Source organism: Zavarzinella formosa DSM 19928, from assembly GCF_000255705.1.
Taxonomy (GTDB): Bacteria; Planctomycetota; Planctomycetia; order Gemmatales; family Gemmataceae; genus Zavarzinella; species Zavarzinella formosa.
In genome coordinates this window covers 808303-834785 of sequence record NZ_JH636441.1, presented here as the reverse complement: position 1 = coordinate 834785, position 26483 = coordinate 808303, and the positions used below count along the sequence as shown (strand labels likewise).

35 protein-coding genes are annotated in these 26483 nt (G+C 59.0%); 26 read left to right on the top strand and 9 right to left on the bottom strand.

Annotated elements, in window-relative coordinates; all coding sequences use genetic code 11:
• Positions 1-88: 88 nt before the first annotated feature.
• Positions 89-3076, bottom strand: coding sequence for a protein kinase domain-containing protein (locus tag BGIM_RS57880; protein WP_020471496.1), 2988 nt, complete (start codon positions 3074-3076; stop codon positions 89-91).
• A gap of 31 nt (positions 3077-3107) precedes the next feature.
• A complete protein-coding gene (locus BGIM_RS0119935; protein WP_020471495.1) occupies positions 3108-3740 on the bottom strand; it encodes an ECF-type sigma factor in 633 nt (210 codons plus the stop codon).
• Positions 3741-4121: 381 nt separating this feature from the next.
• Here BGIM_RS0119935 and BGIM_RS67820 point away from each other — a divergent pair, with 381 nt between their 5' ends.
• Together BGIM_RS67820 and BGIM_RS0119920 are read left to right on the top strand one after the other, a co-directional pair.
• Positions 4122-4244, top strand: a complete 123-nt coding sequence (locus BGIM_RS67820; protein ID WP_261339979.1) for a hypothetical protein — start codon at positions 4122-4124, stop codon at positions 4242-4244.
• Positions 4245-4401: 157 nt separating this feature from the next.
• Positions 4402-5307 carry a lipase family protein gene (locus BGIM_RS0119920; protein ID WP_020471493.1) on the top strand — a complete coding sequence of 302 codons (906 nt, stop codon included), beginning with the start codon at positions 4402-4404 and terminating at the stop codon, positions 5305-5307.
• A gap of 67 nt (positions 5308-5374) precedes the next feature.
• Here the strand turns inward: BGIM_RS0119920 and BGIM_RS0119915 are convergent, their stop codons facing one another.
• From BGIM_RS0119915 to BGIM_RS0119900, 4 genes are all read right to left on the bottom strand, one after another.
• On the bottom strand, positions 5375-5647 hold the full coding sequence (locus BGIM_RS0119915) for a DUF2312 domain-containing protein (RefSeq protein WP_029630209.1): 273 nt from the start codon (positions 5645-5647) through the stop codon (positions 5375-5377).
• Between the two features lie 143 nt (positions 5648-5790).
• Positions 5791-6720, bottom strand: coding sequence for an AAA family ATPase (locus BGIM_RS51410; protein WP_020471491.1), 930 nt, complete (start codon positions 6718-6720; stop codon positions 5791-5793).
• A gap of 9 nt (positions 6721-6729) precedes the next feature.
• Positions 6730-7899: a coiled-coil domain-containing protein gene (locus tag BGIM_RS57875; protein ID WP_020471490.1), complete on the bottom strand. Its 1170-nt coding sequence runs from the start codon at positions 7897-7899 to the stop codon at positions 6730-6732.
• Positions 7900-7922: 23 nt separating this feature from the next.
• Entirely contained in the window at positions 7923-8999 is a 1077-nt protein-coding gene (locus BGIM_RS0119900; protein ID WP_020471489.1) for a PD-(D/E)XK nuclease-like domain-containing protein, read from the bottom strand.
• A 101-nt stretch (positions 9000-9100) separates the two neighbouring features.
• On the opposite strand from BGIM_RS0119900, the gene BGIM_RS0119895 reads away from it, so the two are divergent.
• The 5 genes from BGIM_RS0119895 to BGIM_RS0119880 all read left to right on the top strand — a co-directional run bounded on the left by BGIM_RS0119895 (position 9101) and on the right by BGIM_RS0119880 (position 11844).
• Positions 9101-9328 carry a hypothetical protein gene (locus tag BGIM_RS0119895; protein WP_020471488.1) on the top strand — a complete coding sequence of 76 codons (228 nt, stop codon included), beginning with the start codon at positions 9101-9103 and terminating at the stop codon, positions 9326-9328.
• 11 nt (positions 9329-9339) lie between these two features.
• Positions 9340-10059 (top strand): hypothetical protein, encoded by a 720-nt coding sequence (locus BGIM_RS57870; RefSeq protein WP_029630206.1) that lies wholly within the window; start codon positions 9340-9342, stop codon positions 10057-10059.
• On the top strand, positions 9980-10837 hold the full coding sequence (locus BGIM_RS51395; RefSeq protein ID WP_020471486.1) for an ATP-binding protein: 858 nt from the start codon (positions 9980-9982) through the stop codon (positions 10835-10837). Before BGIM_RS57870 ends, BGIM_RS51395 begins: the two co-directional genes overlap by 80 nt.
• Positions 10834-11148, top strand: a complete 315-nt coding sequence (locus BGIM_RS68335) for a Ref family recombination enhancement nuclease (protein ID WP_390566908.1) — start codon at positions 10834-10836, stop codon at positions 11146-11148. Before BGIM_RS51395 ends, BGIM_RS68335 begins: the two co-directional genes overlap by 4 nt.
• Positions 11149-11322: 174 nt before the next feature.
• The gene (locus BGIM_RS0119880) at positions 11323-11844 is read left to right on the top strand and encodes a hypothetical protein (RefSeq protein WP_020471485.1); all 522 of its coding nucleotides are present in this window, start codon (positions 11323-11325) and stop codon (positions 11842-11844) included.
• Between the two features lie 173 nt (positions 11845-12017).
• Here BGIM_RS0119880 and BGIM_RS63115 read toward each other — a convergent pair whose 3' ends face one another.
• The gene (locus BGIM_RS63115) at positions 12018-12359 is read right to left on the bottom strand and encodes a hypothetical protein (protein WP_020471484.1); all 342 of its coding nucleotides are present in this window, start codon (positions 12357-12359) and stop codon (positions 12018-12020) included.
• Between the two features lie 79 nt (positions 12360-12438).
• Positions 12439-12741, bottom strand: a complete 303-nt coding sequence (locus tag BGIM_RS0119870) for a carbon storage regulator (protein ID WP_020471483.1) — start codon at positions 12739-12741, stop codon at positions 12439-12441.
• A gap of 162 nt (positions 12742-12903) precedes the next feature.
• Here BGIM_RS0119870 and BGIM_RS0119865 point away from each other — a divergent pair, with 162 nt between their 5' ends.
• Genes BGIM_RS0119865 through BGIM_RS0119845 form a run of 5 tightly spaced genes read left to right on the top strand, consistent with a single transcriptional unit; the run spans position 12904 to position 16875 of the window.
• Positions 12904-13305 carry a terminase small subunit gene (locus tag BGIM_RS0119865; protein ID WP_020471482.1) on the top strand — a complete coding sequence of 134 codons (402 nt, stop codon included), beginning with the start codon at positions 12904-12906 and terminating at the stop codon, positions 13303-13305.
• Entirely contained in the window at positions 13289-14485 is a 1197-nt protein-coding gene (locus BGIM_RS0119860) for a hypothetical protein (protein ID WP_020471481.1), read from the top strand. Before BGIM_RS0119865 ends, BGIM_RS0119860 begins: the two co-directional genes overlap by 17 nt.
• On the top strand, positions 14485-15924 hold the full coding sequence (locus BGIM_RS51385; RefSeq protein WP_020471480.1) for a phage portal protein: 1440 nt from the start codon (positions 14485-14487) through the stop codon (positions 15922-15924). Before BGIM_RS0119860 ends, BGIM_RS51385 begins: the two co-directional genes overlap by 1 nt.
• Complete coding sequence (locus BGIM_RS51380; RefSeq protein ID WP_020471479.1) at positions 15924-16682, top strand: phage minor head protein; 759 nt, start codon at positions 15924-15926, stop codon at positions 16680-16682. Before BGIM_RS51385 ends, BGIM_RS51380 begins: the two co-directional genes overlap by 1 nt.
• Before the next feature lies 1 nt (position 16683).
• On the top strand, positions 16684-16875 hold the full coding sequence (locus tag BGIM_RS0119845; RefSeq protein WP_020471478.1) for a hypothetical protein: 192 nt from the start codon (positions 16684-16686) through the stop codon (positions 16873-16875).
• Here BGIM_RS0119845 and BGIM_RS67180 read toward each other — a convergent pair.
• Positions 16863-17117, bottom strand: a complete 255-nt coding sequence (locus BGIM_RS67180) for a hypothetical protein (protein ID WP_157369261.1) — start codon at positions 17115-17117, stop codon at positions 16863-16865. The two genes, BGIM_RS0119845 and BGIM_RS67180, sit on opposite strands and share 13 nt — an antisense overlap.
• On the opposite strand from BGIM_RS67180, the gene BGIM_RS66530 reads away from it, so the two are divergent.
• The 14 genes from BGIM_RS66530 to BGIM_RS0119770 all read left to right on the top strand — a co-directional run bounded on the left by BGIM_RS66530 (position 17103) and on the right by BGIM_RS0119770 (position 26483).
• A complete protein-coding gene (locus BGIM_RS66530) occupies positions 17103-17906 on the top strand; it encodes an HK97 family phage prohead protease (protein ID WP_020471476.1) in 804 nt (267 codons plus the stop codon). The genes BGIM_RS67180 and BGIM_RS66530 overlap by 15 nt on opposite strands.
• Before the next feature lie 11 nt (positions 17907-17917).
• Positions 17918-19228, top strand: a complete 1311-nt coding sequence (locus BGIM_RS0119830) for a phage major capsid protein (protein WP_020471475.1) — start codon at positions 17918-17920, stop codon at positions 19226-19228.
• Positions 19229-19296: 68 nt separating this feature from the next.
• Positions 19297-19719, top strand: a complete 423-nt coding sequence (locus BGIM_RS0119825; protein WP_020471474.1) for a hypothetical protein — start codon at positions 19297-19299, stop codon at positions 19717-19719.
• 54 nt (positions 19720-19773) lie between these two features.
• Positions 19774-20391 carry a hypothetical protein gene (locus BGIM_RS0119820; RefSeq protein WP_020471473.1) on the top strand — a complete coding sequence of 206 codons (618 nt, stop codon included), beginning with the start codon at positions 19774-19776 and terminating at the stop codon, positions 20389-20391.
• An 18-nt stretch (positions 20392-20409) separates the two neighbouring features.
• Positions 20410-20733: a spike base protein, RCAP_Rcc01079 family gene (locus BGIM_RS51375; protein ID WP_020471472.1), complete on the top strand. Its 324-nt coding sequence runs from the start codon at positions 20410-20412 to the stop codon at positions 20731-20733.
• Between the two features lie 11 nt (positions 20734-20744).
• Positions 20745-21044, top strand: a complete 300-nt coding sequence (locus tag BGIM_RS0119810; RefSeq protein ID WP_020471471.1) for a hypothetical protein — start codon at positions 20745-20747, stop codon at positions 21042-21044.
• A gap of 3 nt (positions 21045-21047) precedes the next feature.
• Positions 21048-21698 carry a head-tail connector protein gene (locus tag BGIM_RS0119805; RefSeq protein WP_020471470.1) on the top strand — a complete coding sequence of 217 codons (651 nt, stop codon included), beginning with the start codon at positions 21048-21050 and terminating at the stop codon, positions 21696-21698.
• A 25-nt stretch (positions 21699-21723) separates the two neighbouring features.
• Positions 21724-22119 carry a phage head closure protein gene (locus tag BGIM_RS51370; RefSeq protein ID WP_020471469.1) on the top strand — a complete coding sequence of 132 codons (396 nt, stop codon included), beginning with the start codon at positions 21724-21726 and terminating at the stop codon, positions 22117-22119.
• Complete coding sequence (locus BGIM_RS0119795) at positions 22119-22544, top strand: hypothetical protein (RefSeq protein ID WP_020471468.1); 426 nt, start codon at positions 22119-22121, stop codon at positions 22542-22544. The genes BGIM_RS51370 and BGIM_RS0119795 overlap by 1 nt, the downstream gene beginning before the upstream one ends.
• 11 nt (positions 22545-22555) lie before the next feature.
• Positions 22556-23689 carry a hypothetical protein gene (locus BGIM_RS0119790; RefSeq protein ID WP_020471467.1) on the top strand — a complete coding sequence of 378 codons (1134 nt, stop codon included), beginning with the start codon at positions 22556-22558 and terminating at the stop codon, positions 23687-23689.
• Positions 23689-25188 carry a hypothetical protein gene (locus BGIM_RS0119785; protein WP_020471466.1) on the top strand — a complete coding sequence of 500 codons (1500 nt, stop codon included), beginning with the start codon at positions 23689-23691 and terminating at the stop codon, positions 25186-25188. The genes BGIM_RS0119790 and BGIM_RS0119785 overlap by 1 nt, the downstream gene beginning before the upstream one ends.
• Entirely contained in the window at positions 25185-25628 is a 444-nt protein-coding gene (locus BGIM_RS0119780; RefSeq protein WP_020471465.1) for an HK97-gp10 family putative phage morphogenesis protein, read from the top strand. The genes BGIM_RS0119785 and BGIM_RS0119780 overlap by 4 nt, the downstream gene beginning before the upstream one ends.
• Complete coding sequence (locus BGIM_RS0119775; protein WP_020471464.1) at positions 25629-26054, top strand: DUF3168 domain-containing protein; 426 nt, start codon at positions 25629-25631, stop codon at positions 26052-26054. It abuts the gene before it with no gap.
• Positions 26055-26075: 21 nt separating this feature from the next.
• Entirely contained in the window at positions 26076-26483 is a 408-nt protein-coding gene (locus BGIM_RS0119770; protein WP_020471463.1) for a phage tail tube protein, read from the top strand.

Genomic DNA, 26483 nt, shown 5'->3' with positions numbered 1-26483 from the left:
TTCGGAAACAATGACGAACATTCGGGAGAATTAAGGTTTATGCCTCATTGTTTTCAAACGCGATTATGTGGATCGCAGCTTTTGCTGATTATTTCAAAATATTTTCCGCTGGCTGACCATTAATAAGTCGCAGCGTTTTTATTTGGCCAAGAGCCTTGACATCTTGATCTGGATTCAAATCACATTCGATTGACTCAAGAGGCAAACTCTTGATTTGAGCATATTTAATTTTGTTGCAGCCCTGGCAATGCAGTTCTTTGATCTTCAACCCGGCCAGTGGGGTGAAATCCGACACCGGAAGGTGCGTGCAGTACAGCACCTCAAGATTAGTGCTGTTTTTTAACGGTGAAAGGTCTGTTACGCGACTGACGGAGCAATTGAAGTTTTTTAATGGCAGTTTTCCGATTGGAGACAAATCTTCAATGTCCGTAAAGACGCAGCTAAGCCATTCCAGTTTCGGGCAATCCTTGAGTGGCGTCAGATCAGACACCTTGGCGCCGGCGCAATCAAGCTTTTTTAATGGCATATAACGCAGGGCATCAAGCTTGGTGATTCTTGAGTCGCATATTACGAGCAGTTCCAACGGGGCGCCGCGTAGGGGCTCCAAATCCGAAGCCCTTGTCGATCTGAGCTCAAGAGATTTTAGTGGCATGCCTTTAAGCGATGTTAAGTCTTCCAAAGGATTGTATTCGCAGTTTAAGAACTCAAGTTTCGACTCCTTGAGCGGGGACAAGTCTAAAATCTTGTTGTGGTGGCAATTTAAATATTTCAGGCTCATGCCCTTGAGAGCCGAAATGTCTGCAATCCTGCTCTCTTCGATACTCAACCATGTTAGCTTCATGCCTTTAAGCGGAGTTATGTCTTGAAAAATACCGTGGCGACCATGCAGCGCGACTTTTTGCAGGCCGGTGAGCACCCTGATCGGCGAAATGTCTGCGACAAATTCCACCTGCATTTTTAGCTCGATAACCACGCCATCCATTACTTCGTACTCGATCTCTCGATCAAAACCTGGATTAAGCTGGGTAAGCCTTTGGGTAACCGCCTCCATCAACTTGGCGCTGGGCAGCCCGATCGTTTTTCGTTCCCATTCGGCGTCGTCGATCAAGTCCGGAGGCCGGGGAAACGACAACCGTTTCAGGTTGCTTTCTCCGGTGATTTTCCCGTCTTTTTTATAGATAAAATGAATCTTTTGACCGGTTGGTGAAATGACCCCAATTTTATCGCCCCCCGGATCGCCTTTTATTGTTACGATATCCTTCTCCAGGCAGTTTATATTGTTACCATTAACAGTTCCATTGATAAGCAGTTCAGTTCCAGGATACTCAAACTTGGCGCGAAAATTGCCACCGTTACGCATTATCACAGTCAACACCAACTCATGTTCGACCCAAGTCGAGTTTATCGGGAACGAATCATTGATTACGGGCGGGGCCGGCGGCGAAACGGCTTTCTTCTCGGGACTCGGAATCGTCGCTCGGGATTCTCGGCTGATTCGCACGACTTGCCGCTCATTCTTCGCAATAGTGACCAACTCTTGTTGCACTATTTTACCTTCCTTGTTCGCATCGATCTGGTACTGTCCGGGCCGCAGACGAATTTCGCCCTCGCCACGGATGACGATGTTCTGTCCATTGATCACGAAGCTCACTTCCGGATCATCGCTCTCGATGACTAGCGTCCCTTCCGGCGTGAACAACCGCATTAACATTCCACGCATCCCCCCGAGATCGATCACGACCAAAGTGGCCACGAGGAGTGCGAGTGTTACTATGCTCACGGACCAACGCCATTTCCTTGAGACGGAAGGTTTGCCTGCCACCGATGTTAGCGGTGGACTATCGTGACCGGGCGAGGCCTCGCCGACAATCCTGTCCTCCGCATCAGGCGAACTGGCAGATTTGCCTGTCATATTCTCCAGATCATTCGTCTTGAATTCGCCATTTCCGAGTGCTTTGGCTACTTCTGTGGCAGTAATCTTCCGGTCTTCAGGGCGCTTTTTATGTAGTTTTGCGATGAGAGAGCCAAGCCAGGCGGGAACTTCGGGAATAATGTCCCGAACCGGGCGGGGATGATCGTCCACCACTCGTTTGAGAATTGCAAGGGTTGTCGGCGCTCGAAACGGCGGCCGTCCGGTGCACATCAGGTAGATGACACTGCCCAGGCTGAAGAGATCGGCCCGCTGATCGACATGGCCTCCCGAGGCCTGTTCTGGAGCCATGTACATGGGAGTCCCGCAGATGACCCCGCTCTGCGTCAGGCTTGCGTCATCGACTGCTCGCGCCAGCCCGAAGTCGCTGATCTTGACCCGGTCGCCTGAAAAACCTTCGAGGAGGATGTTTCCCGGCTTGATGTCGCGATGAATCAAATCCTGAAGATGAGCCGCCGCCAGACCGGCTGCGATCTGCCCGCCAATTCTCCGCACCTCGTCCGGCCCTAATGGCCCCGTGCGGTCAACCATGTCCTGAAGAGTTCCGCCGGGCAAATATTCCATCACGAGATACGGCAGCGGGCTTTCTTCAACGGCGTAAACCGCGACCACATTTTCGTGTCGGATTTTGGCGGCCGCGCGAGCTTCTCGCAAAAACCTCTGACGTGGCGGTGAAGTGGTCGCGAGGTTGGGAGACATGACCTTTATCGCGACGATCCGGTGCAATTTTTCGTCGAATGCTTTCAGTACGACTCCGAAACCGCCGCTCCCAATTCTTTCTCGGATCTGATAGTGACCCAGCCGACCGAGCGATCCTGGCTCCTTGGTCGGCTCAAGTCTTCCGAGGATGCCGTTCCAGTCATCGTAGACACCTTCACCTCCTCCTTGTGCCGGCCCGTGATCGCTCACGAGCGGCCGATGCTCGGTTTTTCCGGGGTCGACGGAATCGCTTGCAGGAGAGACTCCTGCGATTTGTTCAAAAGCCGGTATGTCGATGAAATCCCCGCTTCGGGCATGTGCGGCCAGGAGTTTTTCAATCCTTTCCCGAAGAGGATTGTCGTGTGCGCAGGCCGAGTCCAGATACTCGGCACGCTTTCTGATGTCGTCGATCTCCAGTGCGTCCAGGAAAATGGTTTGCTCGTTCATGACAGACTTTCGTGATGGTTCTTTTCAACCTCTACCCATCAGTGCGAAATCGATCGGGCAACTCGGCCACCTCGGATAAAAATTGGCCGTGATTTCGATCTTCACCTTCGACTTCCTCCCGAAGCCAGGCTCTGGAAAAAGTCCAAAGACGACCGGCGGTGCGAGGGGATATGCCCATTACGTTTGCGGCGGCTTCTATCGTAAGTCCTGCGAAATAGCGAAGTTGCACCAGATTGGCCGCAGACTGATCGACCTCGGCAAGTTTGCTCAGCGCCAGGTCCAGTTCCAGAATGTCTTCTTTCGGCTCAGGTGCGATGAGATCAATTTCGTCGAGTTGTTCTCTTGTACCGCCGCAATTCCTCTTCAGACTGTTCTTTCTCCGGGCGACTTCCACAAGTATCCGTCGCATACCCAAGGCCGCCGCGCCAAAAAAATGTCCTCTCCCTTTCCAAGCGGGTGAATCATCTGATCCAACGAGCCGCAGGTAGACCTCGTGGACGAGCGCCGTCGGCTGGAGGGTTTGTCCGCATCTCTCCCGGGCGAGGTATGAGGCGGCGAGAATTTTCAGTTCGTCGTAGACGAGAGGAAGTAGTTGGTCTGCCGCGTATTGATCACCGGCCTCGGCGGCCTCGATAAGACGCGATGCGTCGGAACGAACAGGCATGAGAGGCTCAGTGCGTTAGGGAGAGACGATCTCGTCTATGTCTTCCGGAGAGTGGCGTTTTTCCATGTTTTAGGCGGGTTAGAATTGATCGGCGACATCGTTTCGCCAACGCATCCACGCTTCGTGCGCAGAATCGCGACGGTTCCGCGTATGAGATTTGGGGAAGATCGTATGACGACTGGAGAACATAAGCTTCGGTCATGCGGCGATTCCTTTCAGGATGGCGTAAACCTTGCGGGCCTCTTCGACCGTCCTGATTTCGGCGGTGTGATATTCCCTTATCCCCAATTCGGCGGCAATTGTCGCATACAACTTCCCACGAGGCTGATTCCAGCCCGACCAGGTCGGAACAAGGAATCGGTGAATGTGACGGCGTCACTCATGAGGCAGATCGACCCCACGGGCGTGAAGCCGATCATCGAACCGTTGATGCCGGCCCAAGGCTATGGGCAGCAACCCAGCGTGAAGCCTTACGGCCGCCGGGTTGTTAACCACGAGGATTAAGCGGGCAATTCTCCAAGAGGGGATTCTTGGCAAAACGCTTTTGAAACACCCGGCTTGGTGTTGCTGTGAACGTGGTCGCTTGCGATCTTTACGACTGCCTCGTATAGTGGCAGTGGCTGATTCTCGCGTCAAAATCTCGCAACACCTTGGAGCAAACATGGCGGCAACGACTCTCGTCGGGCGTCTTCTGTGCGCAAGCGCGTCCTCTTATTCGGTCGTCAAAGGGGAGACCGTCCTCGATCCTGAACTGGCCGTCCCTTACTACGATGGGGTGGGTTATCTGGAGCCGCCCGCCGCCTTCCTTGCCGGCGCCGACGACATCAATTCTTGCACAGTAGGGACGACCAATGATGGGGTGGTGGTCGCCTTCCGGGGCACGTTGTCGCTTGACGGCCCCTTCACCATCCCGAAGTTAATTGACTGGGTGAACGATTTTAACGCGGCGCCTGCAAAGTGGGACACGGGTACGGGCGACGTTCACGACGGTTTCCTTGGTTCGCTAAACTCCCTGTGGGCAGTCGTGCGCGACGAGGCGAAACGGCAACTGCAAGCCTCGGGCAAGCAACTCCTCATCACGGGCCACAGCAAAGGCGGTTCTGTCGCAGCCCTCGCCGCGATGCGATTCTTCGAGAAGGAAAATATTAACCCCAAGGTCGTGACCTTCGCCGCCGCCAAGGCCGGAAACACAGTGTTCGCCGACAAATACAACAGCGCCATCGATCATACCCGCTACGAGTTCGCCGACGATATTGTTCCTCACCTGCCGCCATCAGCTCCTTTCATAGAAGCTTTGCATAGTCTCTCCTTCTTCTCGCGACGACTTCAAGGGCTTCAAGACTTCGATTACGGCCGGCTTGGCAACTTGCTTTACATCAAGCGGTCGATGGAAATCATACCTGACCCTGACAATTCCCTCCTCGACCAGCGCCGAAAGAGCATTTTGAAGACCATCCTGCTGGGACACATTCAGCAAGTCGGAGACGACCACAGGATCGCATGCGGGTACGGATATATGACGTCCCTGTGTCCCGCCGGAGTTTGCCCGGTTCCGATGAACTCATAATCACAGCGTTGGCGGAGGCGGTCGTGGCGCGTGGCGAAGACCGGTTAAAACCACCCGTTTAAGCCCGTCATTCCTCGAAAAGAGGAAGCATGCCGAGAGCGTTCAAGTACGTATCAAGGATGGTTTCCTCTTCCTCTCGCTCAGCCGCGTCCTTCTTCCGCATTTTCAAGATGGTTCGTATAGCTGGAGTCGAAAAACCATTTCCCTTGGCTTCGGCGAATACGTCGCGTATATCGGCGCTGATGCCGGCTTTTTCTTCTTCAAGCTTTTCCACGCGGCCGATTATCGACTTCAATTGATCGACCGCTACTCCTCCGACTCGCTTTTTATTGTCGCCCATAGCTGCGGGAACATGGCGGAGAGGGATTCCATGTCGGTCAGCTTCAGCTTCAAACCTTGCTTTTAGGTCTTCCGGGTTGGTGGTGTCGATTTCCGACGAGGTTATTCTGTTATTCATGCAGTGATTCCTTTCAGTTTGGTTGGTTAAAAATCAAGTCCGGAGGCCGGGGCGGCATTGGCTGGTTTTTGCCGTTCGTCCGCCATGCGAGCCAGTTCTTTGTTCTCGTCGTGCTTTGGCAGGAGAAGCTTTTTTTGCTTCCCTGTCAGCGTCTCCCAGAAATCCGTGTACGAGACTGTGCCTTGCGCGGCGTACTCCGTGCCCTGCTTGAAGAGGACGTCCGGGTTTTCCTCGGCGGGTGCGCCTCCCTCGGACCACGCCCGCAGCTTCCTGCCCATCTCCTTCGTGACAAGTGGCAGCTCCCCGGCGAAAAGCGGGAGCAGCGGCTCGGGACACTTGGTGACAATTGGTCGATGCGTGCCTTCTTCAAGAAGCAGCGAAAGCGTCATCTCAAACGTAAAATTCTTCTCCTGAATGGGCTGTAGGCCGATGGGCACGAACTGGTCCTTGGAGTTGGCGTCTTTCATGACCTTGATCTTCTCGCGGGCGCGGAGGCAGAAAATCAGGTGCATTCCCGATGCGAGGAGGCAATTCATCATGCGTTTGTGCTCCCGCTTCGCCAGAATCCAGTTCGGTGTTCCCTTCATCTTGTTGTTTTCGGCGATGTCGGAGCAACCGCCGTGGCCCTCCCACTCGTGGGTCATGCTGTCGATTACCAGCACCTTGCACCCATGCTTCTCGAAATCCTCAACCGCGACCGAGTACCGAGTCGGAGCAAACGGCTCCTTCATCTCGGCTATTTCATATCCGTCAGGGAGTGCGGCCATGATGCCGGGGCTGTCGGCGTACATGCTGCCACGACCGTTTTCGGTGTCGAGAAAGCCTACCGAACCCTTTCCTGCGAGTCCGGCGGCGAGCAGAAGTGCCGAGTAAGTTTTCCCAGAACCCGAAACCCCGGCGAGGCTGATTAGCATTGGGACGGCCTTGCGTTTGGCCGGTGCGATGGTAAATGACATGGGCATCTCCTAATAGTTGATTTTGACGTGTGGGATCATTCCTTTGGCAATAGCCTCAACGATGGCCTTTGCCGCCGCCCCGGCGCTAAGTAACCCGTCGCCGGTCATTACCGCGTTTAGTGCCTCAAGCGCCTCGTTGTTCACCTTCGCCCGGTGCTTCCTATCGGCCTCACGCTTGGCAGCAGCTTCCGCTTCGGCTTTTCGAACTGCTTCGGCACGGTCACGTTCTGCCTGCACTGCGGCTGCCTTCTCGAGCTCCGCCTTCTCTGCAGCGGCTTTTGCATCCGCAGCGGCCTTCTCTTCGGCTTCAGCCCTGTCCCGTTCAGCCTTCTCGGCGGCAGCTTTGCTATCGGCTGCAGATTTCAGGATGGCAGCAAGGCGATCTGCCTCCGCCTTTTTGGCTCGCGATTCAGCATCTTCCTTCTCTTTCTGGATGCGCTGGCGCTCCTGCTCGGCCTTTTCCTGCTCCGCTTTCACACGCGCAGCTTCCGCTTCGGCTTCCTTGCGGGCTTTCGCTTCTGCTTCGGCCTTCGCCTTCGTGGCGGCTTCCGCCTTGATAAGCTCCTCGCGTTCTCGCGCCTTCCGATCAGCCTCTTCACGGCGTAGGCGTTCGAGTTCAGCCAGCTCGCTCTCGTACTTCTGGCTGGACTGCAGCGTGTCACTCAGGGCTTGACGGGCCGCGTCATAAGCGAGTTGCGCGCGATTGCCGAACTCCTGCCAATCGCGGGAGTTTGCGGCATCCATAGCTTTCTGCCGATTTTGAACCTCTACGGACGCAGGGTGCGGGGTGTCGAACCGAATCAGGCTATCGAACGCCTTCAGGGCTTGTTCGTGGCCTTCGACACGCTGCTTTTCCGCGTTCTCCCATTCCGTGAGCGGTGCCCGGATTTCGTCTTTCAGGGCGTCCAGATCGTCGCGGATACGCTTGCGCTCGCCGTCAACTAGAGCGAGCTGTTTTTTCTGCTCCGCAACCAGTTCCTTGCCCATCTCATCGAGCAGTGTCTTTGACCGGGCAATTGTGTAGGCAAGTGAGCGAATTTGCTCCCGTCCTTTGTCGGTTGAAATGTCGAGGACGTGGGATCGGGCTTCTATCTTGATCTTGTCGAGGATGTCTGAGGTGCCTTGAGGGGTGAAGATGTCGAGTGGCTTGAGTTGCTCCAACACTACGAGTTGATTCATAATTATTCCTTTCAGTTGGTTGACTAGCTGAACATTAACATTGGCAAATCGGTGTCTTCGAGTTGGTGCGGCAGAGTTTGGTCCCGCCACGGCTTGTCGCCGTACTTTTCCAGGCACCCGGCGTAGAGAATTTTCATGTCGTAAATTCGCATGTGGGCAGACGACCAGTAAACGTTCAGGTCGGCCCCGGCCGCTTCCGCCTCCTTCATCAGCACCATGCGCAGGTCGAACGGGGCGGACGATTCGATGAAGATCAACACGAACCCGTGTCCCTCGGTTTCTGTGAACTCCTTCAACCACGTCTCGCTCACGTCGCCATCGGTGCGAATCTCCCCGGCGGCGAGTTGCCGGCGGGCCAGTTCACGCACCTGGTTGTAAAAGACGCATTGAAGGTGGTATCCCTCGTAAAAAATGGCCTCGTAAATTGCCTTCTCGACGGGCTTGCCGCGTGAATTGGAGAATGTTTTGATGTCCACGGTTGACCGGGGACGGACGTAATCCATGCGGGCCTTGAGCATCACACCAGTTTCCGGGTCACGGACGAAGAACGACACTTCGGGCATCCCTCCGCTCAATGCCGCCTTCGCGTATGGGTCTTCAGCCATGACCGCCGCAGCAGCGGCTATTTTCTTGGACTCTTCAGTGCCAAGGAACGTCTTCCCGACATGTTCGGCGGCATGGCGTTCCAGTTCCATTTCCCAGATGACGGCGGGAAGGCCGCTGGCGACAATTCTGTCCACAAGGTCGGATTTCTTCTTGGCCGATTTTGGCAGTCCGTTCGCTTCGAGAAACGCCTTCATGTCGTCAGCGGTCACAAGAGCGCCCGGATAATCTTCGGGGAAGAGCTTCATCACGAAGTTGCGGTCAAATCGCTCCGGCTCCAATGCGCGAGAGTGGACGGCTTTCCCGAACCGCCTGGCCCCGGTGTCGTCTTCCGGCTCGCGGTCGGGATTCAGGTTCTTGTGCCAGTAGTTAAGCTTGGACACGGTGAGGTGCTTGATACCGCTGCACGACAGCCCCTCGGCCGCGTGGTACGACGCCTCATCCATGTCGAAGTAGATACCCGGCTCGACGACCGGGCGAAGTATGTTGGTCATCATTGACTCCATTTTGTTGTTGACGAATGCACATGCCTTATGGCACGAATAAAAGCACACGATAATTCTTCGCGCAAGCACTATTTACATCAGGGATGGCATTTATGGAGAACAGCATCTGCCTCGACGGGGTCAAGATTGCAAAAGACATCAAGACAAGGAGCCGGGCAATCGGCAGGACAGTGAAGTCAGTGTTCGCCGAGGCGGACACGAGCTACCGCACCTACCGTTCATGGCAGCAGGGGGAGAACAACCCCAGCTTCGCCAAACTCAAGCCGATTTATGCAATTCTCGACGCTCACAGGGGGCGCGAGGGCGCTGAAGGCAAATGAGCCGGTATCGAGTGAAGGACTGGAGCGAGTTCCAGCACTACAAGGATCGAAGCCCGCCGTGGATTCGGCTCCACAAGAGGTTGCTGGACAACTTCCGATTTCATTCGCTGCCCGATGCTAGCAGGGCGCTAGCGCCGATGCTCTGGCTGCTAGCAAGCGAGAACAAAGACCCAAGCAGCGGGTTGATCGACCTGACGGACGAGGAAATTGCGTTTCGGATTCGTCGCACGCTGGAGGAATTGCAAACCGCCCTCAAACCCTTGTTGGAAAAGGATTTTCTTGAGTTGTCGCATGGCGATAGTGCCTCGCTAGCAAGCTGCAAGCAACTTGCTGTACCAGAGACAGAGACAGAGGCAGGGAGAGAAGCAGAGGCAGAGAACGAGGACGACGACATGCGGGCGAGTGCGAAGACACCGTTCGAGCGGGTATACGATTACGGCTGTAATCTCTTCCCCCAACTTGTGACTCAAGCCACTAGCGTGATTCATCAATGGCTTGATGGCGGCGCCGACATCGACCTTGACATCATCCCGGAGATCAAACGACTGCACGACAAGAAAATCCAGCCTCGGGGCTGGGGATTATTCACCCAGGACATCGCCAATTCAAAACTTCGGAGAAACACACCGCTTCCAAAAGGAGAACTGAAAAATGACCGCCCAGCAACCAAACACGGCAATTTCGCCGCCCAGGACTATCGAGCAGGTACTGAAGGATTCATCGTCGCCTGACGGAAAACTTGGCGACCTGAAGGAGGTTGACTTTGCCTGCCCCGCGCACGGGAATCAACGGGTCAAGGTTGTTCACCTGACCGACGAATGGGCAAAACCAACCTGCGGAGAGTGCGACAAACAACGCCACTCGGCGGACGGACGCGCCGAGGAACTGCGAAACGGTGTCCGGGCAAGGGAGGCGAAGGAATATCTCATCCGCAACCATCTCGCAAAATCCGCGATCCCCGCGAGGTTTGAAGGCCGGTCGTTCACGAACTACCATGCCCCGGATGAAGAAACACAAAAGGCCCTCGCCACCTGCAGGGATTTTGCCACGGATTTTCCCGACCGGTTGCTGACAGGAAGCTCGCTCATCCTGTGCGGCAATGCGGGGACGGGAAAGACACACCTGGCCTGCGCGATTGCCCTGCATGTCATCAGGAAGCACGCCCTCTCGGCCGCATACATGACCGTCGGCAGGGCATTCCGCATGGTGAAGGACACTTATCGCCGGGACTCCGGAAAGACCGAGCAGGAGGTGCTTTCCCATTTCACCGCCCCGGAATTGCTCGTCCTCGACGAAATTGGCATCCAGTACGGTTCGGACACCGAAAAGAACATCCTTTTCGAGATCGTCAACGAACGGTACGAAGCCCTTCTCCCGACGATTCTCATCAGCAACCTTGCTCTGCCGGCCCTGACCGAATACGCCGGGGAACGGGTCATCGACCGCATGAAGGAAAACGGCGGAAAGCTTGTCGTATTCGACTGGAAGAGTCACCGGGGGGCGGTGTGAATTTGACTGGAAGGTCAGTGACACCGAAAGGACAGAAACGCAAGCGGAGCAACCTGCCTACCAAGGCCCACCGAGAGTATTGGGAGCGAGTCCGAAGCCTCGGTTGCTCTGTCTGCAAGGCCTCCAACCCGGAAATCCACCACGCTTTGACAGGGGCGGGACGCCGGAGGGATCATGACAAGGTCATTCCTCTTTGCCGCCCGCACCACCGAGGCGAGCACGGAATCCACACCCTGAGCCGGAAGGTCTGGCAGGAGCAGTTCGGCGCCGAGCAAGAACACCTTGACCGCGTGGCGCTATTGTTACGTTAACGCCCGGAAAACCAGCAATCAGTTCGGCAATGTCCATGCCCCGACCATACCAGCCCGCGATATCAGGGCGATATTCGGAAATGGCGCTGTGCCATAAAGCCGTCATAAATGAGTTCTGGACATCGCACCACCCGCTGTGGCAGACTCCCCCTTGAACCACAAGGGGATGGGCGGATGTACAACGAAAAGGGAAAACCCGAGGACATCGTTCCGGAATCCGTCGCCCTTCGGCGCGGCATGGTTTACAGCAAAGACCGCCACGGGAAAATCTGCCGTGCCGAGATCGAAGCCCCTCTCCTGATCGACCAGCTCTACAACCATGAGATCATCGCCTCCGACCACCACTTTTACGGGGTGCAATTCATCACCATGCGAAAGCTGTTCCTCTCGCCCGTCGGGTTTAAGATTGGCATGCTCCTGGTCAAACGCGATGACGAACAGGCCGGGGACAAGCCCATCCCGATGGAGGACACCGATTACCTGCGGGTGATGCGACTGGTCAAAAACCCGGCGAACCAACGGTTGCTTCGTGAGATATGCGACGAGGAGGCCGACCCGTGCAATTACCTGTGCTACGGCCGCAAGAAGCATCTTGTCGCGTCCGCATTCGACGCCTTGTGCGAATCCGTGATGATGTTGTGGGAACAGAAGCGGCAAATGGCTGAGAACGCGAACCGCATAAAAGATCAATCGTGAACGCAGAAACCGCTTGCGCGAAGCGACGAGTCCATTCATAATGCTGAGAACAAGGCCATTTCGCACGCCTTCATTTTGCCTTCCCGATCTCTTGAGAGGCCGCATGACGCATTGAGGTGCGCAAGAAAAAAGCCGCCAGAGTTTCCCGGCGGCCTTCACATCAGCTTCAAGACTTATCGGCGGAAACCATTGCGATACCCGCCGCCCCAGCCTGCGCGATAGCCGCCGCCATATCCAACCCCATAACCGCCGAAGCCCGAGCGATAGGCTCCCCCGCCGTAGTAGGGCCGGTAGCCATAACCGGGATACCCGCCGACCCCGATTGATATTCCACTGTACCCTCCGTACCCGCCATACGCCGGGTAAGAGGGATAGCTGTACGCCGGACTGATCACCGTCGAGGGATACGAATATCCGTTCGACGGGTAGACCACGACGGATTGGGCATTCGACACCGAGGGCAGGCTTATTGTCAGGATCGCCGCAAGCACCGCTCCGGCAAGCAACTTACGCATGATTGTTTCTCCAAAAGAACTCAGTTCTGGGACAACCAATGTGCAAGTGGCGAGCCAAACCGTTGAAATGTCAATTTATTCAAGATTTGAGCAAAGCCACGTCGCCTTCATTTTTCGGAGCGATGAGAATCACTTCGGTGTCGCCCAACGATTCACGAGCGCTTGCGGGGAAGAGATTCACCGTTTCTTCGAATGATTTATCCGCATGGTGATCCGCATAAGCCCCGTTGCCGGGAATTCTTGAATATCCGTCTGTCGCCAGCCTGTACCGCGGGTTGTCGATGCGAAAACGCACAAGCCCGCCGTGAGAGGAAACAACCGTGAGACGGGCGCCGTGGTCGAGCAGAAAATCTTCGCCGGGTTTCCGGGTGATCACAAGCATGGACGACACCCTCCTTGGGTAAGCTGAGGACTTGGAGGTTACCCCACGAATCACTTCATTCCGGCGGGGGGCTTCAAATTAAGGTCATCAAACACTTTCCCCGCACTCATTACCCGCAAAGCCTGCGGCAACTATTCAGACCACCCAGATTCAACGAAACATATGTCCCTGACCCCCAAGCAAGAAACCTTCGCCCAAAAGTACATCGAACTAGGAAACGCGACCGAGGCGTACTATGCCGCTTACGATGCGGCAGGCTCCAAACCGATCACGGCGAATCGCGCCGCCAAGACATTGCTCGACAACCCCAAGATTGCCGCTCGCCTGCGCGCGCTACGGGAAATCCACCAGAAACGCCATGAGGTGACCGTGGACACCATCACGCAGGAACTCGAAGAGGCGCGCATGCTCGCCCAAAGGACGAAACAACCATCGGCCGCCGTTTCGGCGTCGCTCGGAAAGGCGAAGCTGCATGGGTTGATCACTGACAAGTCGGAACTGGCCGGCAAAGACGGCGCCCCGCTGAGATTCACGCTCGCCCTCGGCGATGCAAAGACAGATTGAGTACGTTCGCCCCTGGCTGTACCCAAAGCAGCTTGAGGCCATCTTTCACGACAAGCGTTACGGCTGCATTGAGGCCAGCACCAAGGCGGGCAAGACGGTCGGGTGCATCACCTGGCTTTTCGAGCAGGCTGCGATCAACGGATGCGAGGGACGGAACTACTGGTGGGTCGCCCCGATCTTCCCGCAGGCCAAAATCGCCTTTCGACGCCTCAAGCGATATCTGCCGCACAGCCTTTACACGGCGAATGAATCCGAACTGACCATCACCCTCGCCAACGGCGCGGTGATCTGGTTCAAGGGCGCGGACAAGCCCGACAGCCTCTACGGCGAGGACGTGTATGCGGCGGTGCTGGATGAAGCCAGCCGCATGAAGGACGAAGCGTGGCATGCCGTCCGCTCCACCCTGACCGCGACCAACGGCCCGGTCCGCCTGATCGGCAACGTAAAAGGCCGCAAGAACTTCTTCTACAACCTGAGCCGTAAAGCCGAGTCGGGCGAGCCAAACATGGCTTACCACGTCATCACCGCTTACGACGCGGTGGCCGGCGGCGTGGTCACGCTCGACGAGATCGAAGACGCGAAACGCCTGCTCCCCGAGCAGGTGTTCAACGAACTCTATTTGTGCAAGCCATCAGACGACGGCGGCAATCCCTTCGGCCTCCGGGCGATTCGTGAGTGTGTCGGCCAGTTATCGAACCTGCCCCCGGCATGCTGGGGCATCGACCTGGCGAAGAGCCATGATTGGACGGTCTGCATCGCACTGGATGCTTACGGGCAGGTATGCCGCGTCGAGCGATTCCAGATGCCCTGGCAGGAGACGATCACCAAGATCATCGACTTGGTTGGCGATGTTCCGGCCCTCGTCGACTCGACGGGCGTTGGCGATCCCATTCTCGAAGCCTTGCAGAAACAAAAGCGGAATTTCGAGGGATTCAAATTCAGTTCGACGAGCAAACAGCAGCTCATGGAAGGACTCGCGGTTGCAATCCAGCAACGCAAAATCGGCTACCCGGATGGAATCATCGTCATGGAATTGGAACAGTTCGAGTTTGAATACACCCGCACCGGGGTTCGCTATAGCGCGCCGCCGGGCCAGCACGACGACACGGTCTGTTCGCTGGCGCTCGCGGTGAGCCTATTCTCGGTTCCCCGTCCCGAAATTCGCATCCGGCGCCTCTGATGGGATGGTTTCGCCGTAAGGCATCATTCCCGGTCGCCTCGTTAAAAAGCGCGTCATTCCTGCTCGGCATGGGCGGCGGGCGCGGGGGATTGAATTCCGGTTCGTTCGACCGCCTAGCCCTGGAAGGCTATGTCCAGAACGCCGTGGTCAACGCCTGCGTCAACAAGATCGCGGGCAGCATCGCCTCGGTTGACATGGTTCTTTACCGCAAGGGCAAGGGCGGCAAGCTGGACAAAGTCGAATCGCACGAGCTGCTCACGCTGCTGGAAAACCCCAACCCCACCCAGTCGGGCAAGGAGTTCATCCGCTATCTGGTCGGCTACTACCTGACCGGGGGAAACGCCTACATTCTCGCCAACGGCCTCGACCCGTCGTCCAGAAAGCCGAAAGCCCCGACCGAGTTGCAGTTGCTCAATCCCGGCAAGGTGAAGGTCGAGCCGGGCAAGACGCTGTTTCCGGAGTTTTTTGAATACAAGCCGGACGCCGCCCGGCGGTTCGCCTTTCCGGTGGATCAAATCAGCGGCCGCTCGGCGGTCATGCAGTTCAAGACGTTCAACCCGCTCAATGCCTGGTACGGTCTCCCGCCCATGCTCGCGGCGGCTTACGGCATCGACATCCACAACGGCGGCAACCTGTGGAACAAGAAGATCCTCGATAATGACGGCCGCCCCTCCGGCGCCCTGCAAGTCAAGGGGGCCGATGGCAAACCCGCGACCCTGACGGACGACCAGTTCAACCGCGTCAAGGAGATGATCGACGATCAATACAGCGGAGCCAACAACGCCGGCCGCCCGCTCTTGCTTGAAGGCGGCCTCGAATGGCAGCAAATGTCCGTGAACCCGAAGGACATGGACTTCCTGCAGGCGAAATACAGCGCCGCCAGGGACATCGGGCTGGTGTTCGGAGTCCCTTCGCAACTCCTGCAGATTCCAGGCGACTCGACCTTCGCCAATTACGAACAGGCGAACCTGTCTTACTGGACCGACACGGTCATCCCGTTGTTGTGCTGGTTTTTGGAAGGGTTCAATCGCTGGCTCACCCCGGCATACGGCGACGATCTGTACCTCTGGTATGACGAGGAATCAATCGCCGCCCTGGAGCCGAGACGCAAGGAAAAGGCAACCCGGATTCAGTCATCGACCTACATGACGATTGACGAAAAGCGTCACGCGATGGGACTGGATTCGCTGCCGAACAAGCTCGGCGAGGCGCTCGTCCTCGACGGACGCGGCATCCTGCTCGGCATGGATGGCAGCATCCTGGCGCTCGCGGTCAACGCCAACACCGATCCTTCGCAAGATCCGCTGATCAACCCCGATGCGGTTCCGCCCGTTGATCCCAACGATCCGGAGGCGGCCGCGAAGCACAGGGCTTGGCTGGTGAAAAACGGCTATACCGAAGAACGGGCTGAGCGACTGACGATGCTGGCTTACGGCTGATGGTCACCCGCCAGGCGTATCACCGCGTCTTTCTCGCGACGATGGACCGCTTCGAGTCCCTGTTCAAAGGGAAGATCGTCGCCGACAAGGATAAGTTCATCACCGCCTGCGCGTCGGAGTATCGCACGCACGGCGTGCCCAATTTCTTCCACCTCGTGGACAAACATCAGGGTGAGTTATTCGACTCACTGAAAGCCCATTACCGCATGGTGATCCCCGCATTCGGAGCCCTCAGCCTGTCCCAGGTGAAAAGCCGCCAGTTCAAGGCCACCGCCGAGGATGCGCTCTTTGAAGACCTCGCGAACCGCTGGGTTCACACCGAAGGGCTGAAACGCTCGAAGTTGATCGCCGACACTTCCGAGGCCGACGTCCTCGCCGCCATCTCGTCGGGGATCGAAGACGGACTGGGCACGGCCGAGATCGCCGACGACATTCAGAAGGTGACCGGCCTGTCGGACTGGAGGGCGGAATCAATCGCCCGCACCGAGACGCATGCGGCAGCCAACTATGCCAGCGTCGAGAGCGTCCGTCAGGCCGAGGACAGACTCGGCGTGAGGATGTTAAAGGAATGGCTCCCGACTCTCGACGGCCGCACGCGACCCGCGCATGCGGAAATGGAAGGTTCGGACCCGATCCCGATGGAGGACAAGTTCCTCGTGGACGGGGAGGAAATGGACAGGCCGGGCGACCCGGCAGGAAGCGCGGAGAATGTGATTTCATGTCGATGCGTTTTGGGATTTTCTGAGGAGAAAGAGTGACATGGGGTTTGTGATTCCGACAAGCACGATTGAGAAGATGGAGCGCGGCGAGGAACTGGATGCCGGGGAACTGGCGCACATCCAAAGCGCCCTCTCGTTTGGCCGGTCAATGAGGCTTCCGTTGCCTGTCTTGATCGGGCTGACCCTTTGCATTGTCGCGATGCTGGTAGCCCTTTCCATTCAAGCGTTCTGATGGGCCGCGTCCTGTCCCGGCATGGCAACGTCATCGCAACAGACTTCAGGCCTCGCCCTCAATTCGATATTACGCTCGCCTTCAAAAGCGAAACACTTTACCGCGACGGCCTGGTGATGCTCATGCGCACCACGGCCTTGCTCGATGACAAACCGATTTTCGTCCTTCACTTTCTCGTCGACCTTGCCACCGGCCACATCGTTCAACTCAACCACGGGTAGCACCACATGAAGATCAGGCACAAGAGCTTCTCGCTCCACGAACTCAAGACGGACGACGAGGCCCGCACCGTCGAGGGCTGGGCGTCCACCTTCGGCAACAAGGACGCCGGGGACGACATCATCCTCTCCGGGGCGTTCACCGCCTCGCTCGCCGTCCGCAAGCCCAAGATGCTCTGGCAGCACGACACCGGCGAATTGATCGGCATGTGGGACGCCGCGACGGAGACCGAGAAGGGCCTGTACGTCAAGGGCCGCTTCGCCGACACCCCGCGAGGCAACGAGGCTTATACCCTCGCCAAGATGGGCGCGCTGGACTCCATGAGCATCGGCTACAGCACCCTCGACTACGATTACGACCCGAAGACGGGCACCCGCACCCTCAAGAAGCTCGACCTCTGGGAAGTGTCGCTCGTGACCTTCCCCATGAACGAGCAGGCGACGATCACCACCGTCAAGTCAGCCGCCGAGGACATCGACGCCGCCTATGACCTGCTTGAGCAGGCCACCGGCATCTGTGACGCCTATGCGTCCGGCGAGATGGAGCCGACCGCCGAAATGCTCGGCACGGTGGCGCAACTCGCCCGCCAGGCCATGAGCCTGCTCGGGGACGACGACGCGGACGAACCGGAAGACGACACCGGCAAATCCAGGCCGTCCCCCAAATCCATCGAAAGATTCCTGCGCGAGGCAGGCCTGTCCCGAAGCGACGCAAAAGGATTGCTCGCCAAGGGATACACCGCGATCACCCCACGGCGAGAGGCTGTCGGCGATTCGGAACTGACGGCATTTTTCAACCAATTCAAACTGTAAGGACACATCACATGGCTTTAGACCAGGAAACCAAATCCGCCATTGAGGGCGCGCTCAACGCCTTCAACGAACTGAAAAACACGATTGACCCGCTGAAAACGGACGTGCAGACCCTTCGCATCAAGACCGACGCGTTCGACCAGGCCAAGCTCGACAAGCTGGCCAAAGACATCAACGACGGCATCGAACTGAGCCAGAAAGCCCAGGCGAAACAGCAGGCGCTCGAAGAGAACAACAAGGCGATGGAGATCGAGCTCTCCGCCCTGAAGACCGCCTTCAACCGCGCCCCGAACGGCTCCGACTCTTCCGAGGGTTCCGAAAAGAAGCTTCGCAAGAAGATGAACTCGGCGTTCAACGCCTTCGCCCGCGTGAACACGGGCAGCCGTCAGATGTACTTCGACGAGTACCTGAAGGAACATTGCGCGGAAGACCAGGAAATCAAATCCATGCTGGTCGGCAACGACCCGAACGGCGGGTTCCTGGTGCTCCCCGAATTCGGCGGCATCATCAAAACGCAGATCTTCGAGTCGTCGCCCATCCGTCAGCTCGCCGATGTCATCACCATCGGCTCGGACATGTACGACGTGCTCACCGATTCCGACCAGGCGGCGGCGGGATGGACGGGCGAATCAACCCCCCGCACCAACAGCGGCACTCCGGTCGTCGGGAAGATTCAGATTCCCGCCCACGAAATGTACGCCTATCCCAAGGCCACCCAGAAACTGCTCGATGACGCGATGATTGACATCGAGGCATGGCTGGCGGGCAAGGTGGCCGACATCTTCGGCCGCACCGAGGCCACCACGTTCGTGACCGGCAACGGCGTCGCCAAGCCGTTCGGTTTCATGAGCTATGCCGCGGGCACGGACATCACCCAGCAGCAGGTTGAGCAGGTGAACACCGGCGACGCCGCGAACTTCACCTACAACGGCCTCGTCGGGGTGCAGAACGCCTTGAAAGAGCCATACCAGCGCAACGCCACCTGGCTCTACCGTCGCGCCAGCAACCTCAACATCATGGAAATCAAGGACGGACAGGGCCGTCCGATCTTCAACATGACCTACGACAAGAACGCCGGCCTTGAGCCGTCGCTCCTCGGCGCCCCCGTCCGCTTCGCGGCCGACGTGGCGGCGATGGCGGCCAACGCCTTGGTGGCCGCCTACGGCGACTTCAAGCAGGCGTACCAGATCGTGGATCGCATGGGGACGCGCGTCCTCCGCGATCCGTACACCGACAAGCCAAACGTCGGCTTCTACACCACCCGCCGGGTCGGCGGCGGTCTCACGAACTTTGAGGCCCTGAAGATCCAGAAGATGGCTTAACCGCCTCTCCAACCGGCCGGATTCGTCCGGCCGGATGCTTTCCACCACCTTTGAAAAGGAATTCACCCATGAGAGACCTGCACAACAACCTTCTGGTCAAACGGGCCATCAGTTCGACCCGAGTGACCGACAACACCGCCCAGGTGAGCCAGATCATCGACCGCCAGGGCTTTGAGTCCGTCGAGTTCGTCCTCAACATCGGCACGGTCGCCGATGCGGACGCCACCATCGCCTGTCTGCTTGAGGAAGGTGACAATTCCGCACTCAGCGACGCCGGGACGGTGAGCGCAACCGACACGCTCGGCACGCAGACCGCCGCCGGTTTCCAGTTCGACAGCGACAATCAGGTTCGCAAGATCGGCTACATCGGGACCAAACGCTACTTGCGTCTGACGCTGACCCCGGCCAACAACACCGGCAATCTCGACATCGGCGCCCTGGCGCTGCTGTTCGCCGCGAACGGCCTGCCGGTCACCCAGCCAACGAGCTAGTCTTCCCACCTTTGGGGGCGGTTTCGGCCGCCCCATCTTTTTTGGAGATCGAACATGAAGAACCTGAAGAAAATTCTCGGCCTCGCCATCGCGCTCGCCATGACCTCCTCGCTCGCTCATGCGGGTTCCTACACCACGTCCAACTACTGTGAAAACGGGGCCTGCACCTTCAACAGCGCCACCACGTTCGCGGCCGGCTCGGTTGCCTCCTCGTTCAAGCCGGAAGGGCTTGCAAGCAGCCAGTTCTCCGCCGCCGGCGTCGGCAACGCGGCCGACACGACCGACGACGTGCTGTTCAGCTACACCCTGCCGGCAAGCGCCCTTAACACGACAGGCCAGGCCATCGAAGTGACCTGCTTCGGCGGGACGGCGGCGAACGGCAACAACAAAACCATCAAACTCTGGTTCGGCTCCGAGCTCATCAGCTCCGGCGTCATCACCGATTCCAACAAGAACTGGACGAGTTCGATGGTCATCGGGCGCACTGGCGCGTCCGCGCAACTCGTCCGGGCGACCATGGTTCACGACACTTCGACGATCACCCCGTACCTCGCCACCGGCGCGGAAACGGACACCGCCGCCATCACGATCAAATGCACCGGCGCGTCGGGCACCACCGGCGCGGCGGGCGATGTCGTGGGCCGGGGCATGTTCGTGCGGTTCTCCAACTAAAACCCGGAAGAGGCAACCATGAGAATCCTGCTCGCTTCGCTCTTCCTCATCCTGACGGCGCCGTGTTCGTTCGCCGCCGCCACGGATGATTACGGCCAGCTCGCCACCGGCCTCGACTCGCCGTACCGGCATGCCGCCGCCGTCACCCCGAGCGACACGGTTGACCTGACCAACGTGACCCGCGCCGTCTATGTCGGTGGCGCGGGGAACATCGTTTACATCACCGAACAGAACGAGACGGTCACGCTGACCGGGGTGACGGTCGGCACGGTGTATCGCATCTGCGCCAGCCGGATCAAATCCACAAGCACAACCGCGACGAACATCGTCGCACTTTGGTAAGGAAACCACTCATGAAACCGCACCGCATCCTGAAGAGCTTCAAAGGCTCGCAAACCGGCAACGACCACCAGCATTTCGAGGCGGGCGCGACCGAACACCTCTCGGACGATCTTGCCGCCATCGCCGTGCGCGAGGGATGGGCCGAGCCGCACCACAAGGAAATCAAGCCGCGCGAGCTTGCGGAAGGGGAAATCCTCGAATCCGGCGAACTCCCCGGAGACACCGACACGGGTGAAAAATCCGCCGGGGCCGCCCCGGAGAACAAGGCATTCAAGAAGGCCCCGGCCAACAAATCCCGCAAGGCCGAATAGCCGGTGCGCCGTCCCCGTCGTTCGCTCACGCTGATCGCCGGACCGGTCTCGGAGCCCGTGACCCTGGCGGACGCGAAAACATGGGCGAGAATTGACGATGACTCCTCCGACACGCTGATCTCCCAACTCATCACCAGCGCCCGCATGGCGGCCGAGGAATACCTTCGCCGGGCCTTGATGACCCAGACTCACAAGCTGACGCTCGACCTCTGCGGTTCTCCGCTCGGAATGAATTGGAACGAAGGCGTTTACGACCTGCCGGTCACCGCCCTCTACGGCGGCCTGCCGCAGACCATCGAGCTTCCGAAGGGGCCGGTCCAGTCAATCAACTCGGTGACGACTTACGACCTGAACGACATCCCGAGCCTTTACGGCGGCGGCAACTACCACATCGACGCCGCCGGGGAGCGGCTTGTCCTGAATTACGCGGCCTTGTGGCCCGCCAGTCTGCGGCCGGTTGCCGCCTGCGAAGTCACCTATGTCGCCGGGTACGGGGATGCGGCCGCCGTGCCCCAGCCCGTCAAAACCGGAATTCTGATCCACGTCGCCTCGATCTACGAACAACGCGGCAACTGCGATGATGCCATGGCGCTCCCGCCGGGAACCGCCCAGCTTTACAACCAATACCGCATCATGGGGGACCGCCTTGGGTAAGTGCTGCGCGGACCTCGTTGGAAAGATGAAAAACCGGGTCACGATCCAAGCCGTTTCCCGGCTGTCCGACGGCCAGGGCGGATACGCCGAAAGCTGGGTCGACGGAGCCACGGTCTGGGCGTCAATCGAGCCCTACAGCGGCTACCAAAAATTCCAGGCGATGCAGTTGCAGACGCCCGTCACGCACAAGATCAGCATGCGTTACCGTCCCGACGTGGCCACCGGGACGCGTCTGAAATACGGCGACCGCTTCTTTTCGGTGGAGGAGGCGTTGAATGTGAACGAAGAGGGCCGGTTCCTGGCGATCAAGGCCGTTGAACGAGTGGTGCGGGCAGAGGCGGTCGATGTCGGCGCGCTTCTTCTGGAAACCGGCGCATACCTGCGGCTGAACGGCGGCGGGCGAATTTTACTGGGGGCGTGATGGCTGAAGACAAAACAATTCTCGAACTCGATCCCGGCGGCCTGATTCAATCCGGCGACCAAATCCCGGCTTCCCGTGACGGCGCCGATGTGCGGGTCGTGGTCAACACGGCGGGCACCAAAGCGGCGTCCGACGACGACAAGGACGCCCTTGCCTCGGTCAACGGGACAACGCAGATCGGCCATGTCGCGGTATTCTCGGACACCGAAGGCACCATTGAGGACGGGGGGGCCATTGACGCGATCATCACCGGGGCAACCCGGCTCGACATCGTGCTGACCACCGACGACCTGGCGATCATTCGCGGCAATGTGATCTACCGCGCCAGTGTCGATGCCGTTCTGAATGCCCAGCCGCCATCGGGCGGCGGCGGACAATTCGATTTCTCTGATCCCATCAACTCGGCCTACGCAGCCATCATCTAGGAGATTCGCCCATGAGTTTTACCCAAACCGTCGTCAATGTGAAACAAGCGGACGGTTCTTCCGTGCCGATGATCGCCTACACGGACGGGACCAATCTCACGTTCGCCCACGCCGGTCTTGACGCAACCGGGGCGATCATCAGCCCGGCGACTTCCGGCAACCAGACCACGGCGATCAGCGCGCTGTCAACAATTGCGACCCAGACGGCGGGGCTTGCCACGGCGGCCGCCCAGGCCACCGGCAACACGTCGACCGCCGCCATCGCCACCAACACCGGCGACCTCGACGCCAACCTCGGCGCGAAGGCCGATGCCGCCGCCTCCGGCGACACCGGCTCCTTCAGCCTCATTTCGCTCTTTAAGCGATTGCTCACCACCAGCACGGCGATTTCAACCGCCTGCCAGGCGGCCATCCCGGCGGGCGCCAACGTGATTGGCGGCGTGACGGTCTCGGACGGGGGCAGCGCGGCGTTGGGAGCCAAAGCCGACGCGGCCGCCTCCTCGGACACGGGCACGTTTGGTCTGATCGCCCTTTTCAAACGATCACTCCAGTCACTGACTAGCATCCTCGCGGCCTGCCAGGCGGCGACACCGGCCGGAACGAACCTGATCGGCAGGATCGGCATCGACCAGACAACTCCCGGCGTGACAAACCTCATTTACCTTCCGGCTCCGTTTATTGTCGCGGGCGCGACCACCACCCGTCCGGCGAACACCACCGCTTATGCGGCCGGCCAGCTCCTCGCCAACAGCACATCGGCCGGATCGGTCACCTTCCCGGTCATCGCCGCCGCGCGGGCGAACGACATGGCGGGAACCATCCTGCGTCTTCGCTTGAAAAAGACCGGCACGACGATCACGCAGGGCATCTTCCGCGTCCACCTATACAACTCGCAGCCCTCGGTCACCAACGGCGACGGCGCGGCCTGGCTGACCACCAGTGCCGGTTATCTCGGGGCGTTTGACGTCACCATGACGCAAGCCTTCTCGGACGGCGCCATCGGCATTGGCACGCCGGTCTCCGGTTCGGGCGTTGCCTTCACCCCGGCCGCGGGCACGCAAAATTTGTATTACCTCATCGAGGCGCGCGCGGCTTATGTGCCCGTTTCGGGCGAAGTGTTCACGCCCTACGTCGAGGTGCAGTAATGCTCCCCGCCGGTCTCGCCCCCTCCTGGGTCCTGCCGAGGGCAAGATACGACCTTGACTTCGTCAACAACCGCTATTGGGGCGGGAATGTGAGCATGGCCTCGGCGAACGGCACCGGCCAGCCGCCAAAATCGCTGGTGGTGACCGGAAACGCGGGCGGGGCGGCGGGCAGTTACTTCGCCCCCGACACCGACGGCGTCTGGAAGTCATTTCCGCAATCCGGCATCCGTCGCACGGGCTTCGGCGCGTTCGTCGAGGGCTTCGGCGCGTGCGCGAACTACGCCCTTTGGTGCCGTGACCTGACCAACGCGGCATGGACGGCGACCAACGTCACCACGGCAAAGACCCAGGCCGGGGCCGACGGGAAGGCCAGCTCCGCCACGCTGGTCACCGCGACCGCCAACAACGCCACCATTCTGCAATCCGTCGCCTTCCCGGCCCAGTCGCTTCAGACGGCCGCCATCGCCGGCGGCGGCTCTCCGACTTATGCGGTCAATGACCTGCTGACGGTCGCGGGGGGAACATTCACCACGGCGGCGGTGCTCAAGGTGACATCCGTCTCCGGGGGACTGCCGGCGACCATTTCCATTCAGACGCCGGGTTCTTACACCGCCCTGCCGTCCAACCCCGTTTCCGTGACGGGCGGGGGAGGATCGGGGGCGACGTTCAACCTCAATTTCATGAGCTACGCGCCGTCGTTCGTGCTCAGGCGGGCGTCGGGAAGCGGTCCTGTTTACATGACCGTTGACGGCAGCGCCTATGTTGACATCACCAGCCAGATCAGCGGCTCGTTCGGCCAGGTCACAATTCCGGCCTCCGTCCGGCTCACCCCGGCCACCTTCGGCCTCAAGCTCGGCACGTCGGGCGATTCGCTGGTCGTGGACTTCGCCCAGTTGGAAAACAATCTGTTCGCCACGTCCCCCATCCTGACGACGACCGCCTCCATGACGAGGGGGCCGGAGTATCTGGCGTTCAATCTGCCGGGCTCCCCGGCGGGTTCGGCGGTCAACGACGGCTACCGGCTGCTCAAGGACATCACCTTCGGCACGCCCGTCACCGTGATGATCCAATATTCGGGCAACTTCGACACCCTGCGCAATCACCTGATCTTCGGCGACGATGTCAGCAACATTTTCGTCAGCGGGGCGGCGGGCGGGGGAGTCGTCACCGTCAGCGGATGGTCAAAGGGCGCCGCGAACTCCGCGACGGCCGGTTACGCCTCCGCGGACTCGGTCGTCACGGGCATCAACACGCTCAACAAAGTGATCGTCCGCTGGGACGGCTCCGGTTCGTCGGTGTGCGTCAACGGCGGGGCGATCACCTCCAGTTCCTCGGTGGCTTTTCGCCCGTCGGACATCGGCCTCACTCACGGCGGCCTCGGCAACAACGGGTCGGGGCTGATTCCGACCAACGGCTGCACCAAACGGGCGACATTCTGGCGGGAGGCACTGTCGGACGGCGAGATGCGGCGGCTCAGCACGGTGACGGACAACCAATGATCGACCTGACCGTGACGGTCCAGGGGCTGGACAAGATCATCTCCTCGTCGGCCGCCATTCAAAAGGCGGTTGACGAGGAACTTTCCAAGGGCACCTATGCGTGCGCGCAGCAGATCGCCACGGATTACAAGAAGTCGGTGCTGGCGGGGGGCAAATCAGGCCGGATTTACAAATATGGCGCGATCTCGCACCAGGCGTCCGCTCCCGGCGAGGCTCCGGCCTCCAACACCGGGCGGCTGGTCAACGCCATCAGCGTCATGGTTGACTCGGCCTCGTCTTCGATCATGAAAGTCGCCACCAAATACGCCATGATGCTCGAAGTGGGAACCTCGAAAATGGCCGCCCGTCCCGCCGCCGTTCCCGCGATGGAGCAAAACCGGGCCTGGATCATCGAACGGATCGCCCTGGCCCTCAAAACCGCCCTGTCGCGCGGCCGGTAGATGCCCGGCCCGAGCAACGCCCTGCAAACCGCGATTTACCGGAGGCTGACCGGCTACGCGCCCATGAAGGCTCTCGCCACCGGCGGGGTCTTCGACTTTGTCCCGGCGACGGCTCAACCGCCTTACGTCAAGATTGGCGATGACACCGCCGTCGACTGGTCAACCATGACCTCGAACGGCTGGGATATCACGCTCACCATCCACTCCTGGGACTTTGAGAAGGCCGGCCGGAAATCGGTCAAGTCGGTCATGTCCGCGATTTATGACGCCCTGCACCGGCAGGAGGCGAATGTCATCGTGACGGGCTTCACGCTGGTCATGCTTCAATCGGAGTTCGAGACTTCGTTTCAGGACACGTCCGAAACAGGCCAGCCCGACCACTTCTATCACGGCGTGCAACGCTTCCGCGCGCTCGTCCAAGCTTAACAACCAAGGAAGGTTACAACGATGACTGCACAAAAAGGCAACTCACTCCTGCTCAAGGCCGGCGCCGTGGCGGCAAGCCCCGTCACCGTCGCCGGTTTGCGAAACACCTCGCTCAAGCTCAGCAACTCGATGGTCGATGTCACCAACAAGGACTCGGCCGGATACCGCACGCTCCTGCAGGGCGCGGGCGAGCAGTCCGTCACCATCAGCGCCGACGGCACGGCCGACTCGGCCGCGGCGTTCTCGACGCTTCAGAACAACGCCTTCAACAACACCATCTCCACGTACTGCCTGTTCTTCGACAACGGCGACACGCTGGAATGCTCGTTCCAGATCACCTCGTTTGAGGTGTCGGGGACTTACAACAAGGAACAGCTTTTCACCTGCACGCTGGAATCCTCGGGCCAGTGGACGTTCACCAATAACTAG

What these genes read in the sequence shown, in the direction of transcription:
- BGIM_RS51380 (WP_020471479.1), top strand. Translation starts at nt 15,924, where the DNA reads ATGGTCACCCGCCAGGCGTATCACCGCGTCTTTCTCGCGACGATGGAC.
- BGIM_RS0119870 (WP_020471483.1), bottom strand. Translation starts at nt 12,741, where the DNA reads ATGCTTGTGATCACCCGGAAACCCGGCGAAGATTTTCTGCTCGACCAC.
- BGIM_RS57875 (WP_020471490.1), bottom strand. Translation starts at nt 7,899, where the DNA reads ATGAATCAACTCGTAGTGTTGGAGCAACTCAAGCCACTCGACATCTTC.
- BGIM_RS0119795 (WP_020471468.1), top strand. Translation starts at nt 22,119, where the DNA reads ATGGCTGAAGACAAAACAATTCTCGAACTCGATCCCGGCGGCCTGATT.
- BGIM_RS51410 (WP_020471491.1), bottom strand. Translation starts at nt 6,720, where the DNA reads ATGTCATTTACCATCGCACCGGCCAAACGCAAGGCCGTCCCAATGCTA.
- BGIM_RS0119820 (WP_020471473.1), top strand. Translation starts at nt 19,774, where the DNA reads ATGAAGAACCTGAAGAAAATTCTCGGCCTCGCCATCGCGCTCGCCATG.
- BGIM_RS63115 (WP_020471484.1), bottom strand. Translation starts at nt 12,359, where the DNA reads ATGCGTAAGTTGCTTGCCGGAGCGGTGCTTGCGGCGATCCTGACAATA.
- BGIM_RS0119895 (WP_020471488.1), top strand. Translation starts at nt 9,101, where the DNA reads ATGGAGAACAGCATCTGCCTCGACGGGGTCAAGATTGCAAAAGACATC.
- BGIM_RS0119860 (WP_020471481.1), top strand. Translation starts at nt 13,289, where the DNA reads ATGCAAAGACAGATTGAGTACGTTCGCCCCTGGCTGTACCCAAAGCAG.
- BGIM_RS0119880 (WP_020471485.1), top strand. Translation starts at nt 11,323, where the DNA reads ATGTACAACGAAAAGGGAAAACCCGAGGACATCGTTCCGGAATCCGTC.
- BGIM_RS0119830 (WP_020471475.1), top strand. Translation starts at nt 17,918, where the DNA reads ATGGCTTTAGACCAGGAAACCAAATCCGCCATTGAGGGCGCGCTCAAC.
- BGIM_RS0119865 (WP_020471482.1), top strand. Translation starts at nt 12,904, where the DNA reads ATGTCCCTGACCCCCAAGCAAGAAACCTTCGCCCAAAAGTACATCGAA.
- BGIM_RS67820 (WP_261339979.1), top strand. Translation starts at nt 4,122, where the DNA reads ATGAGGCAGATCGACCCCACGGGCGTGAAGCCGATCATCGAACCGTTG.
- BGIM_RS0119935 (WP_020471495.1), bottom strand. Translation starts at nt 3,740, where the DNA reads ATGCCTGTTCGTTCCGACGCATCGCGTCTTATCGAGGCCGCCGAGGCC.
- BGIM_RS0119900 (WP_020471489.1), bottom strand. Translation starts at nt 8,999, where the DNA reads ATGATGACCAACATACTTCGCCCGGTCGTCGAGCCGGGTATCTACTTC.
- BGIM_RS0119775 (WP_020471464.1), top strand. Translation starts at nt 25,629, where the DNA reads ATGCCCGGCCCGAGCAACGCCCTGCAAACCGCGATTTACCGGAGGCTG.
- BGIM_RS0119785 (WP_020471466.1), top strand. Translation starts at nt 23,689, where the DNA reads ATGCTCCCCGCCGGTCTCGCCCCCTCCTGGGTCCTGCCGAGGGCAAGA.
- BGIM_RS0119790 (WP_020471467.1), top strand. Translation starts at nt 22,556, where the DNA reads ATGAGTTTTACCCAAACCGTCGTCAATGTGAAACAAGCGGACGGTTCT.
- BGIM_RS51395 (WP_020471486.1), top strand. Translation starts at nt 9,980, where the DNA reads ATGACCGCCCAGCAACCAAACACGGCAATTTCGCCGCCCAGGACTATC.
- BGIM_RS0119915 (WP_029630209.1), bottom strand. Translation starts at nt 5,647, where the DNA reads ATGGGCGACAATAAAAAGCGAGTCGGAGGAGTAGCGGTCGATCAATTG.
- BGIM_RS0119845 (WP_020471478.1), top strand. Translation starts at nt 16,684, where the DNA reads ATGGGGTTTGTGATTCCGACAAGCACGATTGAGAAGATGGAGCGCGGC.
- BGIM_RS51385 (WP_020471480.1), top strand. Translation starts at nt 14,485, where the DNA reads ATGGGATGGTTTCGCCGTAAGGCATCATTCCCGGTCGCCTCGTTAAAA.
- BGIM_RS0119770 (WP_020471463.1), top strand. Translation starts at nt 26,076, where the DNA reads ATGACTGCACAAAAAGGCAACTCACTCCTGCTCAAGGCCGGCGCCGTG.
- BGIM_RS51375 (WP_020471472.1), top strand. Translation starts at nt 20,410, where the DNA reads ATGAGAATCCTGCTCGCTTCGCTCTTCCTCATCCTGACGGCGCCGTGT.
- BGIM_RS0119810 (WP_020471471.1), top strand. Translation starts at nt 20,745, where the DNA reads ATGAAACCGCACCGCATCCTGAAGAGCTTCAAAGGCTCGCAAACCGGC.
- BGIM_RS57880 (WP_020471496.1), bottom strand. Translation starts at nt 3,076, where the DNA reads ATGAACGAGCAAACCATTTTCCTGGACGCACTGGAGATCGACGACATC.
- BGIM_RS0119920 (WP_020471493.1), top strand. Translation starts at nt 4,402, where the DNA reads ATGGCGGCAACGACTCTCGTCGGGCGTCTTCTGTGCGCAAGCGCGTCC.
- BGIM_RS0119825 (WP_020471474.1), top strand. Translation starts at nt 19,297, where the DNA reads ATGAGAGACCTGCACAACAACCTTCTGGTCAAACGGGCCATCAGTTCG.
- BGIM_RS51370 (WP_020471469.1), top strand. Translation starts at nt 21,724, where the DNA reads ATGAAAAACCGGGTCACGATCCAAGCCGTTTCCCGGCTGTCCGACGGC.
- BGIM_RS66530 (WP_020471476.1), top strand. Translation starts at nt 17,103, where the DNA reads ATGAAGATCAGGCACAAGAGCTTCTCGCTCCACGAACTCAAGACGGAC.
- BGIM_RS0119780 (WP_020471465.1), top strand. Translation starts at nt 25,185, where the DNA reads ATGATCGACCTGACCGTGACGGTCCAGGGGCTGGACAAGATCATCTCC.